The organism is Aquimarina sp. EL_43, from assembly GCF_943422735.1.
GTDB classification, from domain to species: Bacteria; Bacteroidota; Bacteroidia; order Flavobacteriales; family Flavobacteriaceae; genus Aquimarina; species Aquimarina megaterium.
Genome location: NZ_CALSBR010000001.1, coordinates 62,791 through 77,111, shown reverse-complemented (window position 1 = coordinate 77,111; position 14,321 = coordinate 62,791). Strand labels below are relative to the sequence as shown.

The 14,321-nt window shown below is 32.0% G+C and carries 12 protein-coding genes; 4 read left to right on the top strand and 8 right to left on the bottom strand.

Annotated elements, in window-relative coordinates:
• Positions 1-49: 49 nt before the first annotated feature.
• From NNL09_RS00390 to lipA, 3 genes are read right to left on the bottom strand one after another with little or no spacing between them, the layout of a single operon-like run.
• Positions 50-2,272, bottom strand: coding sequence for a response regulator (locus NNL09_RS00390; protein ID WP_025666701.1), 2,223 nt, complete (start codon positions 2,270-2,272; stop codon positions 50-52).
• A gap of 29 nt (positions 2,273-2,301) precedes the next feature.
• Positions 2,302-3,306, bottom strand: coding sequence for a type I glyceraldehyde-3-phosphate dehydrogenase (gene gap / locus NNL09_RS00385; protein WP_196910595.1), 1,005 nt, complete (start codon positions 3,304-3,306; stop codon positions 2,302-2,304).
• 24 nt (positions 3,307-3,330) lie between these two features.
• On the bottom strand, positions 3,331-4,203 hold the full coding sequence (gene lipA, locus NNL09_RS00380; RefSeq protein WP_196910594.1) for a lipoyl synthase: 873 nt from the start codon (positions 4,201-4,203) through the stop codon (positions 3,331-3,333).
• Positions 4,204-4,480: 277 nt separating this feature from the next.
• Here lipA and NNL09_RS00375 point away from each other — a divergent pair, with 277 nt between their 5' ends.
• Positions 4,481-4,711, top strand: a complete 231-nt coding sequence (locus NNL09_RS00375; protein WP_025666704.1) for a hypothetical protein — start codon at positions 4,481-4,483, stop codon at positions 4,709-4,711.
• Positions 4,712-4,726: 15 nt separating this feature from the next.
• Here the strand turns inward: NNL09_RS00375 and NNL09_RS00370 are convergent, their stop codons facing one another.
• The 4 genes from NNL09_RS00370 to NNL09_RS00355 all read right to left on the bottom strand — a co-directional run bounded on the left by NNL09_RS00370 (position 4,727) and on the right by NNL09_RS00355 (position 8,036).
• A complete protein-coding gene (locus NNL09_RS00370; RefSeq protein WP_025666705.1) occupies positions 4,727-5,299 on the bottom strand; it encodes an RNA polymerase sigma factor in 573 nt (190 codons plus the stop codon).
• Between the two features lie 38 nt (positions 5,300-5,337).
• Positions 5,338-5,544 (bottom strand): hypothetical protein, encoded by a 207-nt coding sequence (locus NNL09_RS00365; protein WP_025666706.1) that lies wholly within the window; start codon positions 5,542-5,544, stop codon positions 5,338-5,340.
• A gap of 149 nt (positions 5,545-5,693) precedes the next feature.
• Entirely contained in the window at positions 5,694-6,707 is a 1,014-nt protein-coding gene (gene murB / locus NNL09_RS00360; RefSeq protein WP_196910593.1) for a UDP-N-acetylmuramate dehydrogenase, read from the bottom strand.
• 135 nt (positions 6,708-6,842) lie between these two features.
• A complete protein-coding gene (locus tag NNL09_RS00355; RefSeq protein ID WP_025666708.1) occupies positions 6,843-8,036 on the bottom strand; it encodes a pyridoxal phosphate-dependent aminotransferase in 1,194 nt (397 codons plus the stop codon).
• 136 nt (positions 8,037-8,172) lie between these two features.
• On the opposite strand from NNL09_RS00355, the gene NNL09_RS00350 reads away from it, so the two are divergent.
• Together NNL09_RS00350 and NNL09_RS00345 are read left to right on the top strand one after the other, a co-directional pair.
• Positions 8,173-9,519, top strand: a complete 1,347-nt coding sequence (locus tag NNL09_RS00350) for an aspartyl protease family protein (RefSeq protein ID WP_254514199.1) — start codon at positions 8,173-8,175, stop codon at positions 9,517-9,519.
• Positions 9,520-9,598: 79 nt separating this feature from the next.
• Complete coding sequence (locus tag NNL09_RS00345; RefSeq protein ID WP_025666710.1) at positions 9,599-10,948, top strand: aspartyl protease family protein; 1,350 nt, start codon at positions 9,599-9,601, stop codon at positions 10,946-10,948.
• Positions 10,949-11,004: 56 nt separating this feature from the next.
• Here NNL09_RS00345 and NNL09_RS00340 read toward each other — a convergent pair whose 3' ends face one another.
• The gene (locus NNL09_RS00340; protein ID WP_025666711.1) at positions 11,005-11,409 is read right to left on the bottom strand and encodes a DUF1573 domain-containing protein; all 405 of its coding nucleotides are present in this window, start codon (positions 11,407-11,409) and stop codon (positions 11,005-11,007) included.
• Between the two features lie 257 nt (positions 11,410-11,666).
• Between NNL09_RS00340 and NNL09_RS00335 the strand changes: the two genes are divergently transcribed.
• Entirely contained in the window at positions 11,667-14,300 is a 2,634-nt protein-coding gene (locus NNL09_RS00335; RefSeq protein ID WP_196910591.1) for a valine--tRNA ligase, read from the top strand.
• The last annotated feature ends 21 nt before the right edge of the window (positions 14,301-14,321 follow it).

Below are 14,321 nucleotides of genomic sequence, written 5' to 3'. Positions count from 1 at the left end.
TATTTATAAACTCGGTTAACCTTTGTTTCTCAAAAGCCATGCCAAATCACTAAGCAGTGGCTTGTTTTTTTACCAATGCTTTGTGGAGTTTTGTGAAAAACTCTTCAGTTTTATATGGTTTTGGTATGATGTCATTAAATCCATTATCGTAGAACTCATCCAGATTATCATCTAGGGTAACGGCTGTTAATGCTATAATTGGAATTTCTTTATTAAATTTTCTAATTTGTTTGGTGGCTTCAATTCCACTGATTCCTGGCATATGGATATCCATAAGAATAAGATCAAAAGCGTTTTCTTTTGTTTTATTTACTGCAATATCACCATTATCGGCAACATCACATTTTATCTCATTCTTTTCTAAGATTTTTCTCGTAATTAGTTGATTGATTTTATTGTCTTCGACCACCAGTATATGTTTGTCGATCATTATGCTGTAATCAATTTTCTTAGCTTCTTCAGTATAGTTGGTGCTTTTGTCTTCAAAAACTTCGAATTTAAGATCAAATAAAAATTTTGATCCCTTGCCTAATTCACTTTCTAGTTTGATCTCACTATCCATTAAGGATAATAAATTCTTTACTATTGATAGTCCTAAGCCCGTACCACCAAATTTTCTATTAATTTGTACAGAACCTTGAGTAAAGTTTTCAAAAATACTAAGTTGCTTTTTTTCTGATATTCCTACTCCGTTATCTTCGATTTCAAAACTAAGCGAGACTTTATTATCGGTTCGATTAATTGGTTTTACTCGTATCCAAATATCTCCGTTTTGTGTAAACTTTATAGAGTTTCCGATAAGGTTAATTAAGACTTGAGAAACTTTAAGTGGGTCTCCTTTAAGTTTAGCTGGGATAGACTCATCAAATTCGTAATGTAAATTATTATTTCTGTCTTTAGCAGATTTGCCCAGCGCTATTAATACATCGTTTATTCGTTTTTTTAAATTGAATGATGTGTTTTCTAGTTCTACTTTGTTAGCTTCAAGTTTATTGAGATCCAGAATATTATTAATTAGTGACAAAAGATATTCTCCAGAGAATTTGAGAGAATTAAGATGCTCTTTTTGATTAGGTGTAGGGCTTTCTTCGAGTAACAAATGCGTTAATCCTGTGACAGCATATAATGGTGTTCTTAACTCGTGTGTTATTGTAGAAAGGAATTGAACTTTGGCTTCACTAGCTCTTTCTGCATTCTCTTTTGCCAGTATAAGTTCTGTATTTTTATTTTGTAATAATTCATTTGCTCTGGCTCTTAGGTTATTATTTTTATAAAGAGAAAGCGTTAAAAGAGATAATATTGTTATTAAAGCAATACTTAGTATGGTAGTAAGTCGTCCTAATTTTAATGACCTTTGTTGTTGTATGTTTTCTTCTGTTAACTCTTCTATTAGAACATTGTTTTCATTTAGATTTAGTTTTGCACCTGCTTCCTGAGCTATAATTTCTTTATTGGTGTTAAAAAGAGCATCTTTTATTTTTTCGTGCGCTCTAAGATTCTTAAGAGAAGCAGGATAATCTTCTTTTCGTTCATATATCTGGCTATACAGTTCGAAACATTCTGACTGTATTTCTGCATATCCCATATCTTCACCAATTTGCATAGCCAAATCATTGGTTTTCATGGCTTCATCAGGTTGGTTCATTGATAACTGTGCTCTAGCTTTATTTGTATAGAGTTTTGCTTTGAAATAATACTGATCAAATGAATTGATGATAGGAAGCCCGCTGTTAAAGTGTTGTATAGCCAATTTGGGTTTTTCTTGAGCGAGAGCTAAAAGTCCAAGATTTAATTTTATAGGTCCTTCCTGATTTTTGTAATCATTTTTTTTGGCTATTGCTAACGCGTTTTGAAGGGATTTTAATGCTGTTTTAAATTTTCCAAGCTTTGTGGCAATTGATCCATATATACTATATGAGGAAACAAGCATAAATTCGTCATTGGTTTCATTCTGAAAAGCAATAGCATCTAGGATTTGCTCTTCAGCTTTTTTTAGATCCCCCAATTCGCGGTATAGCTTAGCAAGCACCATATTGGTCTTTGCTATATAGGTTTTATTTTGTTGTTGTAAAGCAAGTTCTTTTGCGTTGATAATATTAGAAAGTGCAGTTTCTAATCTAGTTTGATCAATAGATTGTGAAGCATTCATCAAATAGCTCTCAATAGAGTCTTTCATTTGATTGTTTTCTGAAAGCTCAGTCGTTTGTGCAGAACCAAAAAAACAACAAATAAGTAAAAATTGCGCTATAAAATATTTGATTTGGGTTGGCATTTTCCTCTGAAATATCTCAACTAAGATAGTTATTTCTTACAAATGTTAATAATTAAATCAATTATTCTATTACTATATCCTATTTCATTGTCATACCAACCTATGATTTTTACCATTTTTCCTATCACAGAAGTCATTAAAGAATCAAACGTACAAGAGTACGGATTGCCAAGTATATCAACAGATACGATTGGATCTTCTGTGTATGACAAGATGCCTTTTAAGCTGGTTTGAGAGGCCTTTTTAAATTCGTTATTAATTTCTTCAATAGAAGTTTGTCTTTTAACATTAAAGGTAATATCTGTGAGTGATCCATTTGGGACAGGGACTCTTATACCACATCCTCCTATTACATCACTTAGTTCGGGAAAAATTTTTGTTAGTGCTTTTGCTGCGCCAGTTGTTGTAGGTACTATAGATTGACTTGCGGCTCGTGCCCGTCTTAAATCCCTATGTGGTTGATCATGTAAACTTTGATCAGTAGTATAACTATGTACTGTGGTGATGTAAGCTTGTTCAATTCCGCATAAATCATTAATTACCTTGATCATTGGTGCTGCATTGTTTGTGGTACAAGAAGCATTAGATAAGATAGTCTCTGACCCATCAAGTATATGATCATTTACGCCTATGACGATAGTTTTTATACTATCTTCTATAGAAGGAGCAGATAGGATAGCTCTTTTTGCTCCAGCCTTAAGATGTTTTTCTGCATCAGGCCTGGTTTTAAATTTTCCCGTTGATTCGATAACAATGTCTACATCATATTTTTTCCAGTTGCAATGTTCGGGATCTTTTTCATTAAGTAATGGTATTGATACATCTTGTACTATAATATGATCTTTGGTATGTGATACCTCATAAGATAAAATACCATGTATACTATCATACTTAAGAAGGTGACTTAAGGTTTTTGAGTCGGCGAGATCGTTTATTGCTACAACTTGTATACTAGGATGATTAATTAATAATCTAAACAAGTTACGGCCTATTCTTCCAAAACCGTTGATGGCAATTCTAATAGGTGTATTCATTAAATCCTTACTACTGTTTTTGGATTAAGTTAAATGCTTTTGAGCTTTATATGAAGATCTTACCAAGGCACTACTTTCTACATGCCTAAATCCCATTTCTAAACCTATTTCTTCATATTTTTTAAACTGATCCGGAGTTATAAATTGTTTTACAGGAAGATGTTTTTTACTTGGTTGCAGATATTGCCCTATTGTAACGATATCTAAACCTACTGTTCTAAGGTCGCTTAGTGTTCGTATCACTTCTTCTTCTTTTTCACCAAGTCCTAACATGATTCCACTTTTTGTACGTTCAATACCATTTTCTTTAAGGTATTTTAATACTTGTAAGCTTTGCTCATATTTGGCCTGGATGCGAACCTCCCGAGTTAATCTCTTTACAGTTTCCATATTATGAGAAACAACCTCTGGTTTTACTGTAATGATTCTATCTATATTTTTTGTTTTTCCTTGAAAATCCGGAATTAGTGTTTCTAGTGTAGTTTCTGGATTCATTCTGCGAATAGCTTGAATAGTTTCTGCCCAGATAATTGACCCACCATCTAACAAATCATCTCTATCTACAGATGTAATAACAGCATGTTTTATCTTCATCAATTTTATAGATCGAGCTACCTTTTCGGGTTCTTCCCAATCTACAGTTTCTGGTCTTCCGGTTTTAACGCCACAAAAACCACAGGAACGGGTGCATATATTACCTAATATCATAAAGGTAGCAGTTCCTTCACTCCAGCATTCCCCCATATTAGGACAGCTTCCTGAGGTGCAAATAGTATGTAAGTTATATTTATCTACTAATCCCCGAAGCTCTGTGTATTTCTTTCCCGTAGGAAGTTTAACACGTAACCATTTTGGTTTTCCTTTAGGAGGTGCTACACTAGCAACATTGTTATTCATACAAGCAACATTTTTAGCAAAAATACAAAGAAAGCTTAGATTAAGATGAAGTTTTGAATAAAGTTAATACATCGTTATAAAAGGCATCTTGATTTTGAAAAAGAAGTACATTGTTAAACTACGTGATATTAAAGGAGAACAAGAGCTATAGTTTCTGTAGATTTCTCCTTACAGTAAAACCATATCCATACAAAGTCTTAACATCAGGTTAAAATTAAGTTAACGTAAAATTTTTTTTGAATTTGACAGTTATCTCATGTGATAAAGAGAAAAAATCATGCCCGAAGAATTGATAAGTCTTAAAAAAACAAAAAACAATCGAAAGCGTGTAGAAAAATGGTTGCTTAATAACCAGAAGTATATTAATATCACTGCTATAGAAAAAGAGATTTCTGCGCCAAAAGGATTGATACAAAAGTTTGTGAAATACGATAAAAAGATCAACGACAAATGGATTGATCCATTATATAGTGTTATCAAAAGGTTTACTTCTTTTACCTTGCGATAGTTTTTCGTTTATAAATTAGTGTTTTGCATTGGTAATTATTTCAGAAAGTAGTTTTCTGGCCCTCAATAACTTTACTTTAACATTGTTTATAGGTTCATTGAGATGATCAGCAATTTCTTTATAACTCAATTCCTGAAAATATCTTAGATTAATTACTTTTTGGTAATTAGGTTTTAATTGTTTAATGTAGAGTAGTAATTGAGCTAAATTTTGCTCGGTAATTAGCTTATCTTCTGGGGTTGGGTTATGGTCGATAATTTTATATACGGCATCATCTACTTGTGTTGTGGTTTTGGACTGTATTGAAGCATTTTTTTTTCGCAATAGATCTATATGTATGTTTTTTGAGATCTGAATCAGCCATGTTTTAAAGTTGTATTCTTCTTTAAACGTGTTAATTTTATCAAATGCTCGAGAAAAACTTTGTATAGTAATGTCCTCAGCTTCGTACTCATCCTGAGTTTTTTTTAACTGAAAATTGTAAACATCATTCCAAAAAGTATCAAGAAGATAATTAAAAGATATTTGTTTCCCTTCTTTAGCTTTTTTAATATGATCTTCTAAAAGGATAGAGTCTTCTTTTTTCAATACATTATTTTTGAGTGAAATAGATAATCGATAAGAAACTATTTAGTGTGTTTTTCTTCGTTACAACTTGAGTATTGATCCGGAGTCTTACCACAAAGAGAACATGATTCACCATCTTTATTTAAAAACGGACTTTGACTTGCACATGTACCAGCAAATTTACCATCTTTTTTCGCCCATAGTTTAATTGCGATACCACCAAATGCTAATAGTAATAAAACAATTGTAAGTAATAAAAGCTTCATAATAATATAAAAAATCAAAATTGATTACAAAGATACAAAGAATGTATGGCTAAGAAGCTATTAAACAAAAAATTAAGAATAATGTGTCAATTCTTGATTAATATTAGCTTTTTTTGATTAGATATCTTTATTAATATCTCAATATTGTATTATATAATATTAACTTCAGTTTCCAGAAGAATATCAAATTTTTCTTTTATGCTGGTTAAAATTCTTTTAGATACATTCAAAATTTCATTTCCAGAGGCATTATCGTAGTTTACTAAAACCAAAGCTTGTTTTTTATGCACTCCTGCATCACCCCAACGTTTTCCTTTAAAACCAGATTGTTCGATCAGCCAGCCTGCCGGAATTTTAATATGTTCTTCATCTATTTTATAAAAAGGAATGTTAGGATATGTCTTTTGAAGCCTGGTAAAATGTTTAACATCAACAACAGGATTCTTAAAAAAACTACCACTGTTTCCTATTTGTGAGGGATCCGGAAGTTTGCTTTTTCGTATAGCAATCACTGCTTCAGAAACGTCTTTAATTGTGGGTTGGGTAATTCCCCCATTTATCAAGGCATTTTCTATAGCACCATAACTTGTATTAAGAGTATGTTCTTTTTTTGTTAATCTAAAAGTGACTTTGGTGATTATATATTCACCTTTTACCTCGTTTTTAAAAATAGAATTACGATATCCAAATTTGCAATCTTTATTTGAAAAGATATGTTTCTTTCTGGTATTGATATTGATTGCTTCACAACTTGTCATTGTGTCTTTAAGTTCTACACCATAAGCACCAATATTTTGAATAGGAGCACTACCAACATACCCGGGAATTAGAGATAAATTTTCTAAGCCTCCATAATTATTTTTGATACAGTATTGTACAAAATCATGCCAGTTTTCTCCTGCATTTACAGATACAGATACATACTTGTCTGATTCTTCTATAACTGTAATTCCTTTTATGGCAATATGCAACACTAACATATCTAGATTTTTTGTCAACAGCATATTGCTCCCGCCGCTCAAAATAAAAAGTGGATTTTTATTATTTTTTAAGAGCATTGTATCAAGTTCGGCTTCTGATGTAATAGCTGCAAATTCTGCTGCAACGACATCAATCCCGAAAGTATTGTATTTTTTTAAGGATTTATTATATTCAATTTTCACACATTTAAATTTTAGTAATTATTTGATGATAAATTAATTATAAAATTGAGAACATGTGCAAATCACTACGTTCTCTCATTAAAAATCTTAAACATTTCCTTTTGGGAAAATAGGTTTAATTTTTTAATGTTCGCTTCATTGATTATTGTATTTTTCAAGAGCTATTTTTAATATTTCAATTGCCTTTTTAAGATCTCTTCGATTTAGAACATATGCTATTCTTACTTGATTTTTCCCCTTGTTAGGTCCCGAATAAAATCCAGAAGCTGGTGCCACCATAATAGTTTGTTTATCTAAATCAAATTCATCTAGAAGCCATTGTGCAAAATGATCAGCATCTTCGATTGGTAATTCGGCAATACAGTAAAAAGCACCTTTGGGAACTCCTACTTTTACTCCTGGGATTTCTCTAAGTCCTGCAACCAAGGTATCTCTCCTTAATTTGTATTTTTCAACTGTTTCTGTATAATAGGATTCTGGCGCTTCTAAAGCTGCTTCACTAGCAATTTGCGCAAGAGTAGGAGGGCTTAGTCGTGCTTGTGCAAATTTCATAGCAGTTTCCATTACACTTTTGTTTTTACTTATCATACATCCAATACGGGCTCCACACATACTGTATCGTTTAGAGACAGAATCTACAATAATGGCATATTCATCAAGACCTTTTTCTTGTAAAATAGAGTAATGCTCTGAGTCGTCATATACAAATTCTCGATACACTTCATCAGAAATCAAAAATAAGTCATACTTGATAGCAAGTTCTGCTAATTGTTTTATTTCTTCTTTGCTGTAAAGGTAACCTGTTGGATTACCGGGGTTACAGATCAGTATGGCTTTGGTTTTTTTCGTAATCAATTTTTCGAACTCTGCAATTGATGGTAATGCGAATCCGTTTTCTATCTTAGATATAACAGGAACTACCTTAACAGTAGATTGTGTCGAAAAACTATAATAATTTGCATAAAAAGGCTCGGGAACTATAATCTCATCACCAGGATCTGTAATACTACCCATAGTAAAAATTAATGCTTCACTACCTCCGGTAGTGACCAAAATTTCATCAGAAGATACCGTAATATTGTGTTTTGCATAATAGTCGGCTAATTTATTTCTAAAACTTTCAAATCCGGCAGAGTGGCTATACGCTAAAATGTCTAATTTGTGGTTTCGTATGGCATCCATGGCTTCAATCGGTGTTTTTATATCTGGTTGACCGATATTTAAATGGTAAATATGCTTACCTTCTTTTGCAGCTTTTTCTGCAAAAGGCACCAATTTTCGAATTGGTGATTCGGGCATAGCTTTGCCTTTATGCGATATTATTGGCATCTGATCTGATTTAAAAAAATAAAATAGCGGTAAATTTCTTAAATATTTTAGGAATAGGGGTGTAATTGAGATGTTTTTTTAACTATTTTTTTATATTTAATGCGATCAAGCTTCTATGACTTAATTTTGTTGTTTTATGAAAGGTAGGCTTTTAATGATATTTTTACTTTTCAATTTTGTTCTTCATGCTCAAAATGATTTCAGATTACCTTTTAAACAGAACAGCACTAAGATTAAGTTTCAATTAATCAATAATCTAATTGTTATTCCTGTTGTTGTAAACGATACCAGGCTTTCTTTTATTCTAGATACTGGTATTGGTTCTACAATTGTTTTTAGTGTTGATGATACTATTTCTCTGAAACATAAAAATATTTCAAAGATTCAGCTTAGAGGATTAGGTAATGATGACCCGGTAGAAGCGATGCGAACGGTTAATAATGTTATCACGATTGGTGATGCGCTAAGTATTAATCATACCATTTATAAGGTTTTGGATAAATCAATTAATTTTTCGCCCAGAATGGGGATTATTATACATGGAGTTATCGGTTATGATTTTTTTAAAGATTTTGTTTTTGATGTTAATTATACCAAAGAATACATAAAAATATATAAACCAGAATTTTATGTGTATAAAAAATGTAGAAAATGCTATCAGGCTAAACTTGATTTAAGAGATGGAAATAAAAAACCATTTGTAGTTGCAAAATACATGTCTGAAAATCGATTGATTGATGTTGATCTTTTGCTGGACTCAGGTTCTGGGTCTTCTTTATGGTTGTTTAAAGATGTTAAAAAAGGTATTCGAATAACCAGAAAGTCGTTTAGAGATTTTTTGGGTAAAGGATTTAATGGAGATGTATATGGTCAAAAAACTAAAATCAAAGAGTTTTATATTGGTAATTTTAAAATGAAAGAAGTAAAAGCTTCTTTTCCAGATTCTATTTACACCCAGAGAATGTCTCTCGATGACAGAGAAGGATCGTTAGGCGGTGATGTTTTACATAGATTTAACCTTATTATAGATTATCCTGGTCAGAAAATATCGTTTAAAAAGAATAGCTTTTATAGTAAACCATTTTATTACAATATGAGCGGAATTACTATTCAGCATAGAGGTTATACTACCATAAATGATTATGATATTAATGGTATAAAAAAAGAATCTTATACAGAAAAAAATGAAGCTTATTTAGGAGTAAATAATATTGTAAGTGAACAAAAATTGGTGATTTCAAATAATCTTGTACTTAAGCCCAGATATGAGATTTCAAATATAAGACTTGGTTCACCGGCTGATCTTGCTGGTTTAAAAAAAGGAGATATTCTTTTACAGGTGAATGGAATAAATGCCTATAAATATAAACTTTCGGATCTTAATAATTTATTTTCTTCTGAAGAAGGTAAAAAGATTAAGATAAAAATAAAACGATTAGGAGTAGAAATAAAGTGCAAATTCTATTTAAAAAAGGTTATCTAACAGAAGAATAACGTATTCGAATTTGTAAATCCCTATTTAGTTTGTAGGTTTTTCAAGTATATTTTTTATATTTAGAGTAATGAAGATTTTATCACTAGATTTTTGTCATTTTTTTAAAAGTAAGATTTTAGTATTATTTCTGATCTTTAGTACAGCTCTTTTTGCCCAAGAAAGCTTCCAATTACCTATTGGGAAAAAAAGTGATAAGATTAAATTTGAATTATCAAACAACCTCATTGTTGTTCCTGTTGTTGTAAATGGTGTCGAACTTTCCTTTATTTTAGATACTGGCGTAGGGTCAACAATTATATTTAGCGTAGATAATAAAAGCTCCTTAGAACTTAAGAATGCATCAAAAATTTACCTTAGAGGGTTAGGCGATAATGAACCCGTAGAGGCAATAAAATCTATTAATAACGAAGTAAGGATAGGTGATGCTGTTAGTACTAATCACAAGATTTACCTGGTTTTGGATGAGTCAATTAATTTTTCTCCCAGAATGGGATTTCCTGTACATGGGATTATAGGTCATGATTTTATTAAAAACTTTGTTTTGGATATTAATTATTCAAAGCAGTATATAAAAATGTATAATCCAGGGTCGTATACTTACAAAAAGTGTAAAAAGTGCTACCAAACCAAAATTGATTTTAGAGAAAAAAAGAAAAGACCCTTTATTACGGCTCAATATGAATCTGCTAAGGGGTTGATCGATATCAATCTTTTGTTAGATTCGGGTTCTGGTTCTTCTTTATGGTTATTTGAGAATAAAGAAAAAGGGATATATGCTGGTGAGAATTCCTTTAGAGATTTTTTGGGTAAAGGTTTTAGTGGAGATATTTATGGTGAAAAAACTAAAATTAAAGAACTCCATATTGGTGATTTTAAAATGAAGGAGGTAACAGCCTCATTTCCGGATTCTATCTATATACAAGGGATATCTTTAAATAACAGGCAAGGGTCATTAGGAGGAAATATTCTAAGGAGGTTTAATCTTATTTTAGATTATACCCGTCAGAAAATATCTTTTAAAAAGAATAGTTTTTTTAATAAACCTTTTCATTATAATATGAGTGGGCTTACTATTCAGCATACAGGTTTTACAGCAGTAAAAAATTATAAAGAAGAAGATAGAGTGTATTTGGGATTAAATAAATTGGTAAACCAAAAAACAATTGAGTTGACAAATAACTTTATTCTTCAGCCCAAGTACGAAATTTTGGATGTTAGACCTAATTCGCCAGCTGATCTTGCTGGTTTAAAAAAAGGAGATGTTATTTTGCAAGTGAACGGTAAAAACGCATATAGGTATAAACTTTCTGATCTCAATGATATGTTTTATTTTGAAGAAGGAAGGAGAATTAAGATGAAAATAGAACGATTAGGGATAGAAATAAGTTATAATTTCTCACTTAAAAAAGTAATTTAAAAATAAAAAAGGATACTCTAGAGTATCCTTTTTTAATACGATTAATTATACGAGTTCTAGTTTTTCTTTTCTAAAACACTTTTATCAAGGACAGTTCCTTTAATTTTTATAGCCATTGTAGGAGTATCTCCTGCATTAGATGTTACTGTAATAGTTTTACGAATTGGTCCCACTCTTTTGGTATCGTATTTAACTTCGATAACACCAGATGCTCCAGGAGCAATTGGTTGCTCTGGTTTTTTAGGAATGGTACATCCACAGCTTGAATATACTCTGGAGATAACTAAAGGAGCATTTCCTGTATTTGTAAATTCAAATTGACGAACACCGTCACTACCTTTGGCGATTTCGCCATAGTCAACAACTTCGGATTTAAATTTTATTTGCGCTTTATTAGTATCCTGTGCATATAAGGTTGTGCCAAGAAAACCAATAAATAAAATTATCATTATTTTTTTCATGATGTAGGTTTTTGTTAAACGTAAAAGTACTTACTTTTTATTCAACTGCAAAATGATACCCAAAAGTAAGAGGTCAGAAGCTAGAGGTGTGAGGTTAGAAAATTTCATATAGTGTATGATATAAACTATTATATTTTTATAGCCACAATATTTAATTTCATTACTCAGGTTTTTTTTAAATTTTCATATTTCTAACTTCGTACTTCATACTTTAATAAGTACTTTTGCACTTCTTAATTCAAAAATCAGACCAAAGTATGTCTTTAGCAGGAAAATACGATGCAAAATCGATAGAAGAAAAGTGGTATGCCTACTGGATGGAAAATAACTATTTTCACTCAGAGGTTGATGAAAGAGAAGCGTATACTATTGTTATTCCACCGCCAAATGTTACTGGTGTTTTGCATATGGGACATATGCTTAACAATACAATTCAGGATGTGTTAATCCGTAGAGCTCGTTTAAAAGGGTATAATGCGTGTTGGGTACCGGGAACAGACCATGCTTCGATAGCAACAGAGGCTAAAGTTGTTGCTAAGCTAAAAGATGAAGGGGTTGATAAAAACGATCTTACCAGAGAAGAGTTTTTAGAACATGCCTGGGAATGGACCCATAAGCATGGAGGAATTATCCTGGAACAGTTAAAAAAACTAGGAGCTTCTTGTGATTGGGAACGTACTGCTTTTACAATGGATGACAACTTGTCGGCATCTGTAATTAAGGTTTTTGTAGATCTGTATAATAAAGGATTGATTTATCGTGGGTATAGAATGGTAAATTGGGATCCCCAAGCTAAGACCACCTTGTCTGATGAAGAAGTGATCTATGAAGAAAAACAAGGTAATTTATACTACCTCAATTATGCAATAGAAGGTACAGAAGATATACTAACCATTGCAACTACCCGTCCAGAGACAATTATGGGAGATACTGCAATCTGTATTAACCCAAATGATGATCGATTTACGCATCTTAAAGGTAAAAAAGCCATTGTGCCTATTGCTAATCGTGTTATACCAATAATCGAAGATGAATATGTAGATATGGAGTTTGGTACCGGGTGCCTTAAAGTAACACCTGCTCATGATCCTAACGATAAGACATTGGGAGATAAACATAATCTAGAAGTTATAGATATTTTTAATGATGATGCTACCTTAAACTCTTATGGGTTACAGTATGAAGGAAAAGATCGTTTTGTAGTTCGTAAAGAGATTGTAAAGGAGTTAGAACATATTGGAGCACTTGCAAAAACAGAAACACACCTTAATAAAGTAGGGACTAGTGAGCGTACCAAAGCTGTGATCGAACCAAAATTAAGTGATCAGTGGTTCTTAAAAATGAAAGACCTGGCTAAACCAGCCTTAGATTCTGTTTTGAATAAAGAGGTAAACCTAGTTCCCGAAAAATTTATAAATACCTATCGTTACTGGATGGAAAATGTTAGAGATTGGAACATTTCACGCCAGTTATGGTGGGGACATCAAATTCCGGCATATTTCTATGGAGATGGTAAGGAAGATTTTGTGGTAGCAGAAAGTAAAGAAGAGGCTTTGATTTTGGCCAAAGAAAAAACAGGGAATACAGAGTTAACTAATGCAGATCTTACTCAGGATCCTGATGCTTTGGATACCTGGTTTTCTTCCTGGTTGTGGCCTATGAGTGTTTTTAACGGTATTTTGGAGCCAGATAATAAAGAGATTAATTACTATTATCCTACTAATGACTTGGTTACTGCCCCAGAAATCTTATTCTTTTGGGTGGCACGTATGATTATTGCTGGATATGAATATCGAGGAGAAAAACCTTTTACCAATGTATACCTTACTGGTATTGTAAGAGATAAAAAACGCCGTAAGATGTCTAAATCTTTAGGTAATTCTCCAAATCCATTAGATTTAATTGACCAATATGGAGCAGATGGTATTAGAGTAGGAATGTTGTTAAGTTCTCCTGCAGGAAATGATTTAATGTTTGATGAAGACTTGTGTAAGCAAGGTAGTGCCTTTGTTAATAAAATATTTAATGCCTCTAAACTTATTCTTGGTTGGGAGGTTGATAATACTATAGATCAACCAGAAGCTTCGGCTATGGCAATAGCATGGTATGCCTCAAAATTTCAAAAAGCATTGTTAGAGCTAGAAGATAGCTATGCAAAATATCGTATTAGTGATGCCTTAATGACAACCTATAAATTAGTATGGGATGATTTCTGTAGCTGGTTGTTAGAGATGGTTAAACCTGCTTATGGTAGTCCTATTGATGGTAAAACTTACCGGGAGATAATCAAAATCTTAGAAGACAATTTAAAGATTTTACACCCTTTTGTTCCTTTTATTTCTGAAGAAATATGGCAACAGATCACAGATAGAACACCAGAAGAAGCATTAATTATTGCCAATTGGCCAGCATCACAAGTTGTTAATGAAAGTTTGATTGCAGAATTTGAGATTGCAGCAGATGTGGTTTCTGGAATTAGAACAATACGAAAGGAGAAAAATATAGCGTTTAAAGAAACCATCGAATTATCTGTATTGAATAGCGAAAACAATAGTTCTACTTTTGATCCGGTAATTAGTAAGCTCGGAAACCTGTCGACATTAAATTATGTAGATCAAAAGGTTGAAGGAGCACTTTCTTTTAGAGTGAAATCTAATGAATATTTTATTCCGATTTCTGGAGCAATAAATGTAGAGGAAGAAATTAAAAAGTTGACCGATGAGTTATCGTATACAGAAGGTTTCTTGAAATCTGTTCAGAAAAAATTACAAAATGAGCGTTTTGTAAACAATGCACCAGAGCAGGTTATTGCTAATGAAAAAAAGAAACAAGCTGATGCTGAAGCTAAAATTGCTACTATAAAATCAAGTCTAAAGAGCTTACATAATTAGATAGATAGTTTGATTCATAAA